Source organism: Bradyrhizobium sp. SZCCHNR1053 (assembly GCF_032381235.1).
Taxonomy (GTDB): Bacteria; Pseudomonadota; Alphaproteobacteria; order Rhizobiales; family Xanthobacteraceae; genus Bradyrhizobium.
On the sequence record NZ_JAUHJM010000004.1, the window covers coordinates 462,934 to 478,316 of the forward strand.

The 15,383-nt window shown below is 65.4% G+C and carries 16 protein-coding genes; 7 read left to right on the forward strand and 9 right to left on the reverse strand.

Going from position 1 to position 15,383, the window contains the following annotated elements; all coding sequences use genetic code 11:
* Positions 1-269: 269 nt before the first annotated feature.
* Complete coding sequence (locus QX051_RS14090; RefSeq protein WP_009031962.1) at positions 270-443, forward strand: DUF1328 domain-containing protein; 174 nt, start codon at positions 270-272, stop codon at positions 441-443.
* A gap of 81 nt (positions 444-524) precedes the next feature.
* On the opposite strand, the gene QX051_RS14095 is transcribed toward QX051_RS14090, so the two are convergent.
* Entirely contained in the window at positions 525-890 is a 366-nt protein-coding gene (locus QX051_RS14095; protein WP_315737356.1) for a DUF427 domain-containing protein, read from the reverse strand.
* A 251-nt stretch (positions 891-1,141) separates the two neighbouring features.
* On the opposite strand from QX051_RS14095, the gene QX051_RS14100 reads away from it, so the two are divergent.
* The gene (locus QX051_RS14100) at positions 1,142-1,381 is read left to right on the forward strand and encodes a BolA family transcriptional regulator (protein WP_315737357.1); all 240 of its coding nucleotides are present in this window, start codon (positions 1,142-1,144) and stop codon (positions 1,379-1,381) included.
* Positions 1,382-1,419: 38 nt separating this feature from the next.
* Positions 1,420-2,622, forward strand: a complete 1,203-nt coding sequence (locus tag QX051_RS14105) for a low temperature requirement protein A (RefSeq protein WP_315774281.1) — start codon at positions 1,420-1,422, stop codon at positions 2,620-2,622.
* Here QX051_RS14105 and egtD read toward each other — a convergent pair.
* On the reverse strand, positions 2,598-3,569 hold the full coding sequence (gene egtD, locus QX051_RS14110) for an L-histidine N(alpha)-methyltransferase (protein WP_315776529.1): 972 nt from the start codon (positions 3,567-3,569) through the stop codon (positions 2,598-2,600). The genes QX051_RS14105 and egtD overlap by 25 nt on opposite strands.
* A gap of 54 nt (positions 3,570-3,623) precedes the next feature.
* Positions 3,624-4,874 carry an ergothioneine biosynthesis protein EgtB gene (gene egtB, locus QX051_RS14115; RefSeq protein WP_315776530.1) on the reverse strand — a complete coding sequence of 417 codons (1,251 nt, stop codon included), beginning with the start codon at positions 4,872-4,874 and terminating at the stop codon, positions 3,624-3,626.
* 306 nt (positions 4,875-5,180) lie between these two features.
* Between egtB and grxD the strand changes: the two genes are divergently transcribed.
* Genes grxD through QX051_RS14130 form a run of 3 tightly spaced genes read left to right on the forward strand, consistent with a single transcriptional unit; the run spans position 5,181 to position 7,336 of the window.
* Complete coding sequence (gene grxD, locus QX051_RS14120) at positions 5,181-5,519, forward strand: Grx4 family monothiol glutaredoxin (protein WP_006609190.1); 339 nt, start codon at positions 5,181-5,183, stop codon at positions 5,517-5,519.
* The gene (locus QX051_RS14125) at positions 5,516-6,085 is read left to right on the forward strand and encodes an O-acetyl-ADP-ribose deacetylase (RefSeq protein WP_315776552.1); all 570 of its coding nucleotides are present in this window, start codon (positions 5,516-5,518) and stop codon (positions 6,083-6,085) included. The genes grxD and QX051_RS14125 overlap by 4 nt, the downstream gene beginning before the upstream one ends.
* Positions 6,086-6,115: 30 nt before the next feature.
* Positions 6,116-7,336, forward strand: a complete 1,221-nt coding sequence (locus QX051_RS14130; protein WP_315776531.1) for a serine hydrolase domain-containing protein — start codon at positions 6,116-6,118, stop codon at positions 7,334-7,336.
* Between the two features lie 3 nt (positions 7,337-7,339).
* On the opposite strand, the gene QX051_RS14135 is transcribed toward QX051_RS14130, so the two are convergent.
* From QX051_RS14135 to murI, 6 genes are all read right to left on the reverse strand, one after another.
* Entirely contained in the window at positions 7,340-8,407 is a 1,068-nt protein-coding gene (locus QX051_RS14135) for a threonine aldolase family protein (RefSeq protein ID WP_315776532.1), read from the reverse strand.
* A gap of 73 nt (positions 8,408-8,480) precedes the next feature.
* Positions 8,481-9,035, reverse strand: a complete 555-nt coding sequence (locus QX051_RS14140) for a hypothetical protein (protein WP_315774287.1) — start codon at positions 9,033-9,035, stop codon at positions 8,481-8,483.
* Positions 9,036-9,239: 204 nt separating this feature from the next.
* Complete coding sequence (rpsD, locus tag QX051_RS14145) at positions 9,240-9,857, reverse strand: 30S ribosomal protein S4 (protein WP_011925811.1); 618 nt, start codon at positions 9,855-9,857, stop codon at positions 9,240-9,242.
* 212 nt (positions 9,858-10,069) lie between these two features.
* On the reverse strand, positions 10,070-10,894 hold the full coding sequence (locus QX051_RS14150; RefSeq protein ID WP_315776533.1) for an acyltransferase: 825 nt from the start codon (positions 10,892-10,894) through the stop codon (positions 10,070-10,072).
* 293 nt (positions 10,895-11,187) lie between these two features.
* The gene (locus tag QX051_RS14155) at positions 11,188-11,961 is read right to left on the reverse strand and encodes an HpcH/HpaI aldolase family protein (RefSeq protein WP_315776534.1); all 774 of its coding nucleotides are present in this window, start codon (positions 11,959-11,961) and stop codon (positions 11,188-11,190) included.
* 12 nt (positions 11,962-11,973) lie between these two features.
* Complete coding sequence (gene murI / locus QX051_RS14160) at positions 11,974-12,771, reverse strand: glutamate racemase (RefSeq protein WP_315776535.1); 798 nt, start codon at positions 12,769-12,771, stop codon at positions 11,974-11,976.
* 1,003 nt (positions 12,772-13,774) lie between these two features.
* On the opposite strand from murI, the gene QX051_RS14165 reads away from it, so the two are divergent.
* Entirely contained in the window at positions 13,775-14,911 is a 1,137-nt protein-coding gene (locus QX051_RS14165; RefSeq protein WP_315776536.1) for an HlyD family type I secretion periplasmic adaptor subunit, read from the forward strand.
* Positions 14,912-15,383: the final 472 nt, after the last annotated feature.

Here is a 15,383-nt window from a genome sequence, read left to right on the forward strand (position 1 = left end):
AAGCGAGCGAATGACGGCGCCGGACCACCAGATGTTGTCGTTGGTGCTGCAAATCAGCAAGTGCCGCGGTCCGCAAGCCGGTTTCTCACACCCTCTGCCGATTTCCGCTCCCGATATCCTTACGAACCGACGACCTACGAAGTTACGGGCGGGACTGCCGTGGGTTGCGCACTTCTCGGCGACGGGATCGATGGCCGAAGGAACCGGTTCCCCGCGGCATCGTTAGTGAGGCGCCGCGCCGGCACGGCGCAGAACCGGAGGACCATACCGTGACACTTCTCAAATGGGCGTTGCTGTTCTTCGTGATCTCGGTGGTGGCCGGTATTCTCGGCTTCACCGGCATTTCGGCAGCTTCCGCCGACATTGCGCGGATCCTGTTCTACATCTTCCTGGTGATCTTCCTCGTGCTCCTGATTCTGGGGCTTACGATTTTCAGAGTGTAGCACGCCATCAGGTCAGTGACCGAAACGACCGCCGCGCCGGTATGGCCTCGCGCCGGCCGCGCGGCGGGCTGTCACCGCAGTTCAATCAACTGCGATCTCCTCGATCCGCACCTTGTCCGGATAGAACGCCAGGTGGCCCGAGATCTCGGTCATCGCCGGGAAGGGCGCCTCGTAGCTCCAGATCGCATTGTCCAATGTCTTGCCGTTGGCGACGACGCTGAAATAGCTCGCATCCCCCTTGTACGGACAATGGGTGACACGATCGGTCTTCTGCAGGGCCGCCATGTCGACGTCGGCCCGCGGCACGTATTGAACCGCGGGGTAGCTCGCTTCCTTCAGCGTCAACGCGCGGGTGGTGTCGGCAATCACGGCGCCGTCGGCGATCACCCGCACACGTTTCGGATTGGGGGTGATGGTGATCGGGTGATCCGGTCCTGGAAGCTTCATGTCGCCCTCACGATTCAGCCTTTTGGGTGCGTCACCCGGTCCGACGTATCTCGTTTGATCCCGGTATATAGTGGTTCCGCGCGTGACCTCGAAAGCGGTTCGCGCTAGATTTCACCATCACGGTCCCGCGAGAACGCCTTGATTCGCCGTGCTCGGCGGGCCACTGATGGGAGTGCAGCCAAGCCGCGGGCCCTGCGGGCTACATCGTCCACGGGATGCGGCGCCTGCCCGACATAAGGAGATGCACCGGGATGCCCATGGATGCCCACGATATCGAGCAGATGATCAAGTCTGCCATCCCTGACGCCCAGGTGACGATTCGCGATCTCGCCGGCGACGGCGACCATTACGCCGCGACGGTGATCTCGGAATCGTTCCGCGGCAAATCCCGCGTGCAGCAGCATCAGCTCGTCTATCAATCGCTGCGCGGCCAGATGGGTGACGTGCTGCACGCTCTGGCGCTGCAGACCGGCGTGCCTGAGCAGCGCTGACCGTTCATTGCAGATCGCGCAGCACGCATCCGGGGGAGATGGCGGTGGACGATCCGCGTGGTGCGCTGTTTCGCGTCATCGAGCCGAACCGGCACAGCCGGGTCACGTTCGTCGAGCTGTTCTTCGATCTCGTCTTCGTCTACGCGGTGACGCAGATCTCGCACTATCTGATCGGCCATTTCTCGCCGCTCGGCGCCGCCCAGACGGCCGTCCTGTTTCTCGCGGTCTGGTGGGTGTGGGTCTACACCGCCTGGGTCACCAACTGGCTCGATCCCGAGAAGGCGCTGGTCCGAGGTCTCTTGTTCGCGCTGATGCTGGCGGGCCTCGTGCTGTCGATGTCGATCCCGCGGGCGTTCGACGACCGCGGCCTGTGGTTCGCGATGGCCTACGCCGCCATGCAGGTCGGCCGGACCGCGTTCTGGTTGACCGCGACGCCGCCGCAGCGATCTGCCGTCCGCCGCAACGCCGCCCGCATCCTCTCCTGGCTCAGTGCCTCCGCCGTGCTCTGGCTGCTCGGCGGCCTTGCCGAGGGCCCGGCGCGGATGGGGTTGTGGGGGGCGGCGCTCACCCTGGAATATGTGTCGCCGGCCGTCCGCTTCTGGGTCCCCGGGCTGGGTGCATCCACCGTGGAGGACTGGATGGTCGAAGGCGGCCACATGGCGGAACGCTGTGCGCTGTTCATCATCATCGCGCTCGGCGAATCCATCGTCGTCACCGGCGCGACCTTTGCCGAGCTCGACTGGACCGGAGCCAACATTGCCGCCTTCGCCAGCGCCTTCATCGGCACGGTGGCGATGTGGGCGGTGTATTTCAACCGCGGCGCCGAGGCGGGATCGGAGGTGATTTCGCAGTCGGCGCAATCCGGGCTAATGGCGCGCTCGGCTTACACCTACTTGCACATGCCGATCGTCGCCGGCATCATCGTGTCGGCCGTGTCGGACGAGATCGTCCTGAAGCACCCGCTCGGGCATGCCGACTTGAATACGGCGGCGACAACGATCGGCGGTCCGTTCGTGTTTCTGCTCGGGACCATCCTCTTCAAGTTCAACATCCGCGGTTTCCTGCAGTTGTCGCACGGCGCTGGACTGCTGGCGCTGATCGGGCTCGGCTGGTTCGCGACCGAACTGTCGCCTCTCGTGCTCTCGGCGCTGACGAGCGCGTTGCTGGCGATCGTCGCCTTGTGGGAGACGCTGTCGCTGCGATCGAAGCCAGAGCCTCACGCCTCGGCGACGAGCGCCTGAACCGAGAACATCTTCTCCGCATCCGTCCACACGGTCCGGACTTTCCAGCCAGAACCACGGGCCAGCGCGCCGAAGCGCTCGATGCTGTATTTGTAGCTGTTCTCGGTGTGGATGCTCTCACCGGCGCGGAACGAGAGGGTGGTGCCGAGCAGCCGTACAGTCTGCGGCTTCCGCGCCACCAGATGCATCTCGATGCGGTGCTGCTCGCGATTGTAGATCGCCCGGTGGACGAAGGCGGACAGGTCGAAATTGCCGCCGAGCTCCCGGTTCATCCGCAACAGCAGATTGAGATTGAAGCGCGCGGTCACGCCGGCCGCGTCGTTGTAGGCGGCATGCAGGACGCGCTCGTCCTTCTCCAGGTCAACACCGACGATCATCAGCGCGCCGGTCCCTAAGATCTCGCGCGCCGAGCGCAGGAAGCGGCAGGCCTCGTGCGGCTCGAAATTGCCGATCGTCGATCCCGGAAAGAAGCCGACCTTCGGCTTGCCTTCGATGGCCTCGGGGAGTTTGAACGCCGTGGTGAAGTCGGCGACGACCGGGTGCACGGCGAGCTGCGGGAAGTCGCGGCGCAGGCTGTCGGCCTGTGCGGTCAGGAACTCGCCGGAAATATCGACCGGCACGTAGGCCGCGAAGCGGCAGCTTTCCAGCAGCAGCCGCACCTTGGTGGTGGCGCCGGCGCCGAACTCGACCAAGGCCGCCTCATCGGGAATGATCGCTGCGATCTCGGCGCCGCGATCCCTGAGAATGCCGAGCTCGGTGCGGGTCGGATAGTACTCCGGCAGCCGCGTGATCTGCTCGAACAGATCCGATCCCGCCGCGTCATAGAAATACTTCGGCGACAGCTGCTTGGGCTGCTGCGCGAGGCCTGCGACCGCATCGCGCGCGAATGCCGACGTCTCGGCGTCGGGAAGGTGAGCGTTGGACAACGTGTTGACGTGCACGTTCATGATACTCTCCTGGACGCGCACGGGCGCGACTGTCGGGAAGCGAATGTGGGTTGATCAGGCGTAGTCGGCGAGCCGGAGCCCAGTGAATTGCCAGCGATGATGCGGATAGAAGAAGTTGCGATAGGTGACGCGGCTGTGGCCTGCCGGCGTCGCGAGCGATGAGCCGCGCAGCACCAGCTGATTGACCATGAATTTGCCGTTGTACTCGCCGAGCGCGCCTTCGATGGCACGATAGCCGGGATAGGGGCTGTAGGCGCTGCGGGTCCATTGCCACACGGTGCCGAAGGCATCATTGAGCTGGTTGCCGCGCGCGGCGACCTCCCACTCCATCTCGGTCGGTAGGTGCTTGCCGCGCCAGCGCGCGAACGCATCAGCCTCGTAGTAGCTGACGTGGCAGACGGCTGCGTCAGGATCGACGGTCGTCAATCCGCCCAGCGTCATGATGCGCCACTCGCCCTCGACCTTGTACCAATGACCGGGAGCCTGCCAGCCCTCGCGGCTGGCGGCAGCGAAGCCGTCCATGAGCCAGAGCGTGGCGGTCCGGTAGCCGCCGTCATCCATGAAGGCGAGCCACTCGGCATTGGTGACGAGATTGCGCGCGATCCCGACCTGCCCGACGAGCGCCCGATGCGCCGGCCCCTCATTGTCGAAATGGTAACCATCGCCGGCGTGCCCGACGGTGTGGATGCCTTCGGGGAGGTGGACCCAATCCTTGCTCCGGTCCGTTGGGGACGGAAATGTCCACGATGGATCGTAGGCCGGCGCCGTCGGATTCTGCGCGAACGCATGCAGGATGTCGGTCAGCATCAGCTCCTGGTGCTGCTGCTCGTGATTGAGGCCGACCTCCACGAGCGGCGCCACGGCTGCCAAGGTCGCGGCATCGGCTTGGTCCAGGAAGTCGACCATGGCCGCGTCGACATGCCGGCGGTACGCCGTGATCTCGGCCACCCCCGGGCGGGTGATCAGTCCCCGCTCGCCCCGCGTGTGGCGCGGGCCCGCACTGACGTAATAGGAGTTGAACAGGAAGGCATAATCGGGGTGAAAAGGGGCATATCCTCGGCAGTGCGCGCCGAGCACAAATTGCTCGAAGAACCAAGTGGTATGGGCGCGATGCCATTTGGCCGGACTGGCGTCCGGCATCGATTGGATGACCTGGTCTTCCGGGGTCAGCGGGGCCGCCCGGGCTTCGGTCTCGTTCCGGACCGCGAGATACGCCTCGATCAGACTGCCGGCCAGGCGACCCGGCCCAGGGGTTTGCGCAGCGGTGATCTGATGCGGGGCCGTGGCGGACGCTGAACTGGTCACGAGGGTCTCCGTTTGCCGGGAGAAAACGATGTTCGACGGAACAAGTTCCTTTTGGGCGGTTCGTCCTAGATAGGGGCTTGGTTACGGGATGAAACCCTCGTGGCGGCTATAATATTGCTGCCATCAGCCTATGGTCCGGCCGGGTGACTGTGTTGCGGAATGATCCTCGGCATTTTACTTTGGCTGAACAACGGTTTGCGCTACATATAAGACAGTGACGGTCGGCTCTGGACGAAATCTGTCCGGCGGCGACCCGCGCGGCACCGAGCCCCAGGCGTTCCTTGAGGCGCCCTAGAGGAAGCGAAGATGAGCATTGAGCAATTCATTGACAACGAAGTGAAGTCGAACGACGTCGTCCTGTTCATGAAGGGGACACCGCAGTTTCCGCAGTGCGGATTTTCCGGCCAGGTCGTGCAGATCCTCGACCACGTCGGCGTCGGCTATAAGGGCCTCAACGTTCTCGAATCTGCCGAGCTGCGCAACGGCATCAAGACGTTCTCGAACTGGCCGACGATTCCGCAGCTCTATGTGAAGGGCGAGTTCGTCGGCGGCTGCGATATCGTCCGCGAGATGTTCCAGAGCGGCGAACTGCAGCAGCTGTTCACCGACAAGGGCATCCCGGTCGGCACGGCGGCCTCGGCCTGAGCTATCCAGTCCGAAAGATCGGCGCGACCCGATTCGAGGTCATCGTTGCCGACATCACCAAGCTCGGCGTTGACGCCATCGTCAACGCCGCGAACTCGTCTTTGCTCGGCGGTGGCGGCGTCGACGGTGCGATCCACCGTGCGGCGGGGCCGGACCTCGTCATGGAATGCCGCATGCTCCATGGCTGCAAGACCGGTGAGGCCAAGATCACCAAAGGCTACCGGCTGCCGGCCCGCCACGTGATCCACACCGTTGGCCCAGTCTGGCAGGGCGGCGACCGCGGCGAGCCGGATTTGCTGGCCTCGTGCTACCGCCGCTCGATCGAGCTGTGTCACAAGCATGTCTTGGACTCCGTCGCGTTTCCCGCGATCTCGACCGGCATCTTTCGCTTCCCCGCCGATCGTGCGGCGTCGATCGCGGTCGCAACCTCGATCGAGGCGATCAGCACGGAGACCTCGCTCTCCCAGATCGTGTTCTGCTGCTTCTCCGAACAGAGCGCCGGGCTGCACGATGAGGCGCTCAGCGAGGCGCTCGCCAGCCGCGCTCGCGCGGGCTCGGTGAGGTGACAGCCATCGACACGCGGCGGTGCCGTTAGGATGGACCGGCTGGTCTCGCGACGGACGCTGCTCGGCGCGTTGCTCGCGATGCCCATGCTGCCTGCTCTGGCCCGCGCAGGCGCACAGTCGCCGCGCGATCTCGACCGGCGGCGCCTCGAGGCGGTCCCGACCTATTTCCGCGACGAAGTCTCCGCCGGCAACATTCCGGGCGCGGTCGTGCTGATTCAGCAGCACGACAGCCCTGTCCTGCTGCAGAGTTTCGGTGTTCGCGATCCCGCGACGCGCGCGCCGATGACGGAGGATGCGATCTTCCGCATCTACTCGATGTCGAAACCGGTCACGTCGGTGGCGGCGATGATGCTGGTCGATGACGGCAGGCTGAAGCTCGATGATGCGCTGGCGAGCTACATTCCCGCCTTCGCTGACGTGAGGGTCGGCGCTGCTCCAGTGGCGCGCCCGATCACCATCCGCGATCTGCTGCGCCATACCTCCGGCATCACCTACGGCTTTTATGGCGAGACGGCCGTGCGCCGGCTCTATGCGAAGGCGCCTCTGTTTGACGGCGACATCGACAACGCCACCTTCGTCGAGCGCCTCGCCAGGCTGCCGCTGGCCGAGCAGCCTGGCACGGTGTGGGACTACGGCCACTCGACCGACGTGCTCGGGCGGGTGATCGAAATCGTCTCCGGCCGCTCGCTCTATGAGTTCGAGCAGGAGCGGCTGCTCGGGCCGCTCGGCATGCGCGAGACGGCGTTCTTCCTCGCCGACCCGAGCCAGCGTAGCCGCGTCGCCGAACCGTCGCCGCGCGACTGGTTCGATCGTCCGATCGCCGGCATCGACGATCCCATTCGGCCCAGACGCTGGGAGTCGGGCGGGGCGGGGATGATCAGCACCATCTCCGACTACGCGCGGTTCGCTCAGATGCTGCTGAACGGCGGTGAGCTTGACGGCCGCTATTATCTCAAGCCTGAGACCGTCGCGGTCATGACGCGGGATCATGTCGTTGGGGCGGGAATTCGTCGTGACGACCTCTATTTTCCCGGCGCCGACAGCGGCTTCGGCTTGGGTTTCTCCATGCGCATCACGGAGAAGCCTCCGGTGCCATCAGGCGAATATGGCTGGGACGGCGTCGGCGGGACGTTCTTCTTCATCGATCCCGCCGACGACCTGTTCGTCATCGTCATGATGCAGGCGCCCTCGCAGCGCGGCCGCATCGCGAGCGATGTGCGGCGGCTGGTCTATGCGGCGCTCGCACCATGATCCTCATGCTCCGCGCACGATCTCCCGGACATGGCCGATGGTCTCCTCGATCATGGCTGCGGTCACGTCGAGATGGGTGCAGGCGCGGATGCGGCCGTCCATCATCGCGAGCAGCACGCCGCGCTTGCGCAGCTCGGTCACCATCTTGTCGCCGGGCACACCGGAGCCGTCGGGCTTGAAGAACACGAGATTGGTCTCTGGCTCCTGGACCTCGACGCCCTGGATCTGCGACAGCCCGCGCGCCAGCGCCCGTGCATTGGCGTGGTCCTCGGCGAGCCGGTCGACATGGTGATCGAGCGCGTAGATGCAGGCTGCCGCGACGATTCCGGCCTGGCGCATCGACCCGCCGAGCCGCTGCTTCCAGCGCCACACCTCGTCGATGAAGGCGGCGCTGCCGGCGAGCGCGCCGCCGATCGGCGCGCCCAGCCCCTTGGAGAAATCGATCCAGGCCGAATCCCAGCCCGCGGTCATCTCGGCGGCCGGAATGCCGGTGGCAACCGTCGCGTTGAGCAGCCGCGCGCCGTCCATGTGCGTCGCCATGCCGTTCGCCTTGGCGATCTCGACGATCTCGTCGAGATCAGCCTTCTTCCAGATCGTGCCGCCGCCGATATTGGCGGTCTGCTCGACGCTGACGACGGTCTGCGGCGGCTGGTAGCGCGAGCGCGGATGCAGCGCGGCGCGGAATGTCTCCGGCGTGAACTGGCCGTCGGGCCCCTTCAACTGCGTGACCTGAAAGCCGCCGAGCGCGGCATGGGCGCCGCCCTCGCGCGAGATGATGTGCGCGGTCTCATGCGCGAGGATCTCGTCGCCCGGCCGGCAATGCACCAGCGTCGCCGCGACGTTGCACATCGTGCCCGACGGCATCAGCACCGCGGCCTCCTTGCCGAGCAGCGCGGCGACGCGGCCGCACAATTCATGCACGGTCGGATCGTCGCCGATCTGCTCGTCGCCGACCTCGGCGCGCGCGATGGCCTCGCGCATCGCGGCTGTCGGGCGGGTCTGCGTGTCCGACAACAGGTTGACGCGCACGGGCGGCGCCTTGGGATCGCGCGGGGGCGGGGTGTAATACATCGGCAGTCCTCGTTCGGCTCATCACGACCCGACCTTACCCAACTCGCATCGCCCCCGCAAAACGCCTCCTCGATTACGCCGCGCGCGGCGGGTTGAGCCAGATGTCCGGCCGTCGCAACGGCCGGGTCTCGATCGGCTCGGCCACCAGCGGCGGCGCCTCGGTGCAATCGAACACCCAGGAGTCGAGCGGGCTCTGCCGTGACGGTGAAAGAAGCAGCGCGGCGCCCGGCCGCTGCCGCCGGATGTTCCAGCCCATGTTCACCGCGGCCCAGCCGACCAGCATGGTGTGCCATTCGTCGGCGAGCTCGCGCGAATCATCGAAACAGTGGAGGAGCTCGAGCGCGTAGGGATCGTGGCGAAGCTGCGCGTCGGCAAAGGTGAGCCCGGTGCCGAGATGGCGGATCACATGGGCTGTCGCATCGGACTGGACGTGCCAGCAGGAGCGTTCGAGAATGTCGAAGACCGTCGAAGGGTAGAGGCCGTCATTGAATCGGTAACGGATCCCCGAGGACCGTGCGCGTAACGGTGAAGCGCTGAGGGGCGGCGCCCGCAACGGCGGCAGAGGCGGAGCACCGACCGCATCGGTCGGCAACGCACCGAAGATGATATTGCGCCTGTTGAACTCCATGGCGAACGCCCCGCTACTTTACAACTGCAGACAGTGAATCACGGGACGGATTCGCTGTCAGCCCAGCTTGGGGCGATTTCGTGGCAGGTGTGGCATTCGGGAATCGGTTCGTCCCATCCGAAAAGAAGCCCAAAAAGGAAAGGCCCCGGCGCGTGCCAGGGCCTTCGGATTATCAGATGGGATCGGACCGCGGTCCGGTCAAGATCAGCGCGAGTAGAACTCGACGATCAGATGCGGCTCCATCTGCACCGCGAACGGCACGTCCGACAGCGCGGGGATGCGGATGAACTTCGCGGTCATCTTGGAGTGATCGGCCTCGATGTAGTCGGGCACGTCACGCTCGGCGAGCTGGGTCGCTTCCAGCACCACGGCGAGCTGCTTGGAGGCTTCCTTGACCTCGATCACGTCGCCCGGCTTGACCTGGTAGCTCGCGATGTTGACCTTGCGGCCGTTCACCTTGATGTGGCCGTGGTTGATGAACTGGCGCGCGGCGAACATGGTCGAGACGAACTTGGCGCGGAAAACGACGGTGTCGAGACGGCGCTCCAGGATGCCGATCAGGTTCTCACCGGTGTCGCCCTTGAGACGGCCGGCCTCGACATAGATGCCGTGGAACTGGCGCTCGGAGATGTTGGCGTAATAGCCCTTCAGCTTCTGCTTGGCGCGCAGCTGCACGCCGAAGTCCGAGAGCTTGCCCTTGCGGCGCTGGCCGTGCTGGCCGGGGCCGTATTCACGGCGGTTGACGGGGCTCTTCGGGCGGCCCCAGATGTTCTGGCCCATGCGGCGATCGATCTTGTACTTCGCCTCACTGCGCTTAGTCATCGCGTCCTCTTCGATCAAGTTAGGGTTTGAGGAAACGCGCCCTCCTGTGTGTCCGGAAGCCCGGTCCACCGACAGGCCCATCCCCAAAGCATGAAGGGAGAAGGCCACGGGTCGCGAAACGCAACGCGGGCCGAAACCGGCCCGCGAGCAGGCGGGTTCTACGGGAGAACCTGCCGACTTGTCAAACCGCAACCGGCGCCTTTGCCGGCGAATCACCGCTGCGGCTCTCCCGCAACGGTAATTTTCTGCCGCGCAGCCGGGAATCCGGGTACGGCCTCCGCCGGCCCACGGCCGCACGGGGTTCCGGCCTTCAGCTCGGCCGCGATCTCCCCGTTCAGCACCTGCTCGAGCCGGATTGCGGTCCTGGCCATCATGGCGCCGTCGGTGACCCGGTGGTCCCAGCGGATCAGGATGGCCAGGGTATGGTCGGGCTGGATGACGTCGTAATTGACGATGAACGGTCCCGGGCTCAGGGCCAGCAGCTGGCCGCCACCGCAGGCGGCGACGCTGGTCACGGAGAAATTGCCGAACCAGTTGGCCCGCTGCCGGCCGAAGCCGAGCCCGACCCACCAGGCGAACCGGCGCAGCGGCAACGGCAGCCGGGTCGCCCGCATGATCTTGCGGAACATGGCGACGTCCTCGACCGGCGCCTCCTTGCCCTGCCGGATCACGGCATCGATCTCGGCCAGGGTCATGGTCTCCGGCCCGGAGATGCGCTGCGGCAGCACGCAATCCTCACCATGCTCGACCCGGGCGATGGTGACGGTGGCGACGCTGCGCGGCAGCTCGTAGAAGCAGGGCCAGGGCCATTTGACGTAGAGCGTGCGCAGCACCGGCTCGTCGCGGGCGACCAGGGCGAACGCCTTGACGAAGATCGCGGCGAAACCGGGCGGGCGGACGGCCGCGGCGCGGGCCTCGAGCAGCGGGCCGATCTGGATCGTGCGCGCCAGCGACACGAACGGCACGTCACGCGAGGCATGCATCAGATCGATGATCAGACGGCGGTGCAGCGAGATCGGCTTGGTTGTTCCGCGCATCGTGAGATCGATCGCTCCCGCTGGTTTCTGTCTTGGCCGTCTCGCGTGGCCGTTGCTTGGTGGCTCCCGGCCTGGGCCGGTGGCGGGCCTCTGTTAGCACCGGGGCGCCGTGCAGCAAACGCCTCGTTTGGGCGTCAGGGCGCCGGCGAGGCGAGCGGCTTGGTCTTGTCGACCACCCCGAGCCCGGGCAGGGCCAGCGACAGGCCGAAAATCGTCTTTTTCATCATGGTGTTCCCCCCAACTCTTGTTCTTTGTTTGGAACGTGAAGGACCGGCCCAAGCCGGCCGCCGACTTTAGCGCTTGATCCCCTCGAAGCTCGCGGCAATGCCGCGCTGGAACAAGGACCAGTCGAAGCCGAGCGCCAGCGCCACGTAACCGCGCTCAATCATTGCATTGGCCTGCTCAGCCGAGCGCGCCGCGCCGCCGATCGGCACGCCCGATCTGAGGATGCCGGCCTCGGCGCGGGCGATCAGGGATTTCACTTCGGGATCATCGAGCTGGCCGCGCTTGTTGATCGAGGTCGCCAAGTCGCCGGGACCGATCACGGCAATGTCGATGCCGGGGGTGGCCATGATCTCGTCGATGCGCTCGACCGCCTCGACGTGCTCGATCGTCACCATGCAGACCATGTCGTCGTCGGCGGTCGCCATGTACTCGGCCATCGACACGTTCCAGCGGAATGGCGCATGGAACGGACCCCACAGACGGTCGCCGTGGGGCGGGTAGCGCACGCTGCGCACGGCTTTCTCGGCGTCCGCGCGGCTCGAGATCATCGGGAAGTTGATGCCGAGCGCGCCGAGGTCCATCGGCGCTTTCGCCAGATGCGGCTCGTTGGCGGCAATGCGCACCAGCGGCACGCAGGGCGTGCCTGCCGTGGCGGTGATCATCGCATGCGCGGTGGAGAGATCGATCGGGCCATGCTCGAGATCGACGATGATCCAGTCGAGCGACTGCGCCATGATACGCACGGTCTGGATGCTCGGGATGGTGGCGATGGCGCCGAACGTCGGCTGCTTGGCGCGCCAGGCCTGCTTGAGGCGGTTGAGCGGTTTGGGCGCTGCGGACATCGGCGGTCTCCGTCAGGCCGGGACGCGGCCGCCGAAATAGGGCGTGAGCGCGCGGCCGAGCTGATGTGGCTTGTTCGAGGTGAAGATCATGGTGGCGCCGCCATCGTCGGGGCCGCTGGCCGGCGGGCCTAGCAGGTCGGCGACCCGGCGCGCGATGGCCGGCGCCGGGTCGATCCAGGTGACGGGCCAGGGCGCCAGGCGTTCGAGCCGGTCGAGCAGCAGCGGATAATGCGTGCAGGCCAGCACGACCGTGTCGGTCCGGCCTGTGGGATCGGCGGCGTCGCCCACGAAGCAGGGCGCGATCTCGGCGGCGATGGCCGCATCGCTGACCTGGGTGCCGCTAAGCGCGGCCTCTGCCAGCGACGCGAGATCCGGCGAGCCGACCAATGTGACGGTGCAGCCTTGCGCGAAGTCGCGGATCAGCGCGTGGGTGTATTCGCGCGCCACCGTGGCCTTGGTGCCGAGCACCGAGACGCGCCTGGTCTGCGACTGCGCGCAGGCCGGCTTGATTGCTGGCACGGTGCCGACGAAAGGCACGGCATAGGCGGCCCGCAGCGGCGCCAGCGTCTGCACCGAGGCGGTGTTGCAGGCGATCACGATCAGGTCGGGCCGGTGCGCGGCGATCAGCTCGCCCATCAGTGGCACCACGCGGGCGATCAGGGCCTGCTCGCTGTGATGGCCGTAGGGGAAGAAGGCGTCGTCGGCGACATAGACGTAGTGGGCATCGGGCCGCGCCCGCACCACCTCGCGCAGCACGGACAGGCCGCCGAGGCCTGAGTCGAAGACGAGAATCGTAGGGCGGTGGTTCACGCGGCGAGTCTACCGGATCGGGGAGGCGGATTCAGTCGGTTTTTCTGCGGGATTTGGCGGGAGTGAGGCGCTTGGGTGTGTTCGGGCAGCGGGGGTGAAGGTTCAAACATGCATCGGTGAGCCGCCGCAGCCGCCACACATTCAGTGTCATCCCGGCGCATGCCGGGATCCATACCCACCGGCGGACATTGGCGCGAAGGCTGCCAGCTCCAGCGTGCGTCACACAACCGCTGCGGAGTATGGGTCCCGGGGCGGCGCCACGCCAACGCTGACGCGGCGTCGCAGCTTGCCCGGGACGACGCGGAGATGAAGGCGTCATTGCGAGCGAAGCGAAGCAATCCAGAGTCCCGCGACGACTCTGGATTGCTTCGTCGCTGCGCTCCTCGCAATGACAGCGGAGGGTGTAGGCACAGCATCTCATCCTCGCGCCCGCCTTCGCGTCCGAGTGTTGCTCGTCTGATCGCCCTCTTCAGAATGAGGGCGCGGGAAAGGCCGGGTGCCGGTCGCACCCATGGCCCGCCTGCAGAAAAAAATGCAGGCGGCAGGAACCACAGGTACGGGCCGGATCATCCGGCCTTCCCCGCGCGATGGCGTTACGGCTTATACGTGATCTCCCCGGGGATCGGCTTTCTTGCCCCCGTCGCCCGCGCGCTCGTCGAACTTGCGCATCGGACTTGGCATCAGCACCGGGATGCCAGGACCACACGATTTCGCCGTGCGCATCGGATCGTTCGTCGGCATGATCGCTCACGCTGCAACCCGACACGCCCACCGCATCCCGCACCCAACGCTCGTGACGATCGCGAAACGCCCCTCAAGTGAGGCGGGACGGCGCGAAGGATAGCATATGATTCCGAAAAACAGAAGAAAAATCTTCGAGGCCGCCGGCCGAAACCGTGATCCCCTTGTAACGATTTGGCAAACCTGATTTTTGCTGCCGGCAATCTCGCCTTGCTCGGAGACGGGCGGAGGATGTTTCCTCCCAGGCTGGGAGGAGCCTGCGATGATGGGGCTAGCGCTGGTCGAGCTCGACCGCACCGTGACCGAGGCCGAGCGCCGCCGTGTCCCGCAGGGCCTGATGCAGGCAAGGCTCGATGTTGCCCGGCTCGGCGTGCTCCGCGATAGCTTTGCTGATCTGGCCGCACTGCGGCCGCTTGCGGTGCCCGAAGGCGCAGCGCCGACCGATCTCGCGCGCACCCGCGCCGCGCTGCAGGCCCAGGCCGCCGAGCAGCTGTCGAAGCTCGCCGCCAATCAGCAGCAGATTGCGCAGAAGCGCGCCGAGGCGCAGTCGATCGAGGCCGCAATCGCCAAGATCGACGCCACCCTGCCGTTTCTGCAGGAGACCGCCGATATCCGCCGCAATGCCAAGGAGATCCAGTACGGCAACCAGATCGCTTATATCGACGCGCAGTCGCGGCTGATCGACCAGCAGAACGAGCGCATCGTCCAGACGCGGCGCCTGGTCGAGATCGAGGCCGCGCGTCTCGCGCTGGAGCAGCAGCTCGGGCAGACGCGCTCCGGCTTCGAGCGCCAGGTGCTGTCTGATCTCACCGACGCCGAGAAGAAGGCCGACGAGCTGACCCAGGACCTCGTCAAGGCCGAGCGCAAGATCGCCGAGCAGGTGCTGCGCGCCCCGATCGACGGCACCGTGCAGCAGCTCGCGCTGCACACCGTCGGCGGCGTCGTCACACCGGCGCAACAGCTGATGCTCATCGTGCCCGCCGACAGCCAGATCGAGGCGGAAGCCATGATCTCCAACCGCGACATCGGTTTCGTCAATGTCGGGCAATCCGCCGAGATCAAGATCGACGCCTTCAACTTCACCCGCTACGGCCTCGTCCACGGCAAGGTGCTGAGCGTCTCCCAGGACTCCATCGCCCGCGAAAAGCCGGCCGACAAGCAGAATGGCGGCAAGACCGCGGGCGGGCTGGCCGAGACCAGCGAGCCGGCCGGTCAGGAATTCATCTACTCGGCGCGGGTGTCACTGGACGAGAAGCAGATGCAGGTCGAGGACAAGATGGTCGCGCTTGCGCCGGGCATGGCAGTGACGGTGGAGATCAAGACCGGGACTCGGAGGATCATCGAGTACGTAATGTCGCCGCTGCTGAGGTATAAACAAGAAAGTTTGAGGGCGAGATAATCGCCTCCTCGAGAATTCGAGGCTAGTGGAGGTCAGAGCATGCCAAGCAGCTACCGTCCTCTTACTAGGCGATATACTGCAATTCGAGGAGAATACATGCGCGACTTCGTTCTAACCATCGCGATTTTCGGTGTTACGGTCTTGACGTATTGGTACTTCGGAGGTGCGGTCTTATGTGCCGCTATAACAGGAGTCTGGTCCATGAACGGCGAGGTCTTTACCAGGTCCGAGCGTCCCCTGCGATACTATCTGGCGCTGCTCGCCTCGCTTTGGTTCCTACTGATTGTTACGGGATCATCATTCGCGATGGCAATGTTCTGGTTGATGTAGTCCACAAAACGAAAGATCAAAAAATGTCAACTTTCGCCGAAGACTGGGAAATTACGGTGACAGCACTGGACTGCACCCCTTAAGTGAGACACGATAATTTCTGTGACAGGCATTTCGAGGATGACCTGTGGCAGCAAGAGGG

Coding starts and splice junctions, on each gene's coding strand:
- QX051_RS14140 (WP_315774287.1), bottom strand. CDS start 9,035: ATGGAGTTCAACAGGCGCAATATCATCTTCGGTGCGTTGCCGACCGAT.
- QX051_RS14155 (WP_315776534.1), bottom strand. CDS start 11,961: ATGTCCGCAGCGCCCAAACCGCTCAACCGCCTCAAGCAGGCCTGGCGC.
- QX051_RS14105 (WP_315774281.1), top strand. CDS start 1,420: ATGGCGGTGGACGATCCGCGTGGTGCGCTGTTTCGCGTCATCGAGCCG.
- rpsD (WP_011925811.1), bottom strand. CDS start 9,857: ATGACTAAGCGCAGTGAGGCGAAGTACAAGATCGATCGCCGCATGGGC.
- QX051_RS14100 (WP_315737357.1), top strand. CDS start 1,142: ATGCCCATGGATGCCCACGATATCGAGCAGATGATCAAGTCTGCCATC.
- QX051_RS14130 (WP_315776531.1), top strand. CDS start 6,116: ATGGACCGGCTGGTCTCGCGACGGACGCTGCTCGGCGCGTTGCTCGCG.
- QX051_RS14150 (WP_315776533.1), bottom strand. CDS start 10,894: ATGCGCGGAACAACCAAGCCGATCTCGCTGCACCGCCGTCTGATCATC.
- grxD (WP_006609190.1), top strand. CDS start 5,181: ATGAGCATTGAGCAATTCATTGACAACGAAGTGAAGTCGAACGACGTC.
- QX051_RS14165 (WP_315776536.1), top strand. CDS start 13,775: ATGATGGGGCTAGCGCTGGTCGAGCTCGACCGCACCGTGACCGAGGCC.
- QX051_RS14135 (WP_315776532.1), bottom strand. CDS start 8,407: ATGTATTACACCCCGCCCCCGCGCGATCCCAAGGCGCCGCCCGTGCGC.
- egtD (WP_315776529.1), bottom strand. CDS start 3,569: ATGAACGTGCACGTCAACACGTTGTCCAACGCTCACCTTCCCGACGCC.
- QX051_RS14095 (WP_315737356.1), bottom strand. CDS start 890: ATGAAGCTTCCAGGACCGGATCACCCGATCACCATCACCCCCAATCCG.